The sequence below is a fragment of the Paenarthrobacter sp. AR 02 genome, from assembly GCF_021538675.1.
Taxonomy (GTDB): domain Bacteria; phylum Actinomycetota; class Actinomycetes; order Actinomycetales; family Micrococcaceae; genus Arthrobacter.
Window position 1 is genome coordinate 1 of record NZ_JAJUKH010000029.1, and the last position, 268, is coordinate 268.

General features: G+C 57.5%; 1 rRNA gene. It reads left to right on the top strand.

Going from position 1 to position 268, the window contains the following annotated elements:
• Positions 1 to 158: 158 nt before the first annotated feature.
• Positions 159 to 268: ribosomal RNA gene (gene rrf, locus LRQ04_RS20510) — 5S ribosomal RNA — on the top strand; the annotation flags it as partial.

A 268-nucleotide genomic window follows, 5' to 3' on the forward strand; every position in this document is an offset into this window, starting at 1 on the left:
TACACCACACAACACACTGCACGCGTCCACTATGTGGTTCCCAACCAACAACCCCGGGAACCAACAACCAACTGAATAAACAACCAAGCACCACAGTTGTAACCACAGTCTTCCCACCCACCCCCACCAACAACAGGGGTTGGGACGGGTAACAAAGTTACGGCGGTCATAGCGTGGGGGAAACGCCCGGTCCCATTCCGAACCCGGAAGCTAAGACCCACAGCGCCGATGGTACTGCACCCGGGAGGGTGTGGGAGAGTAGGACACC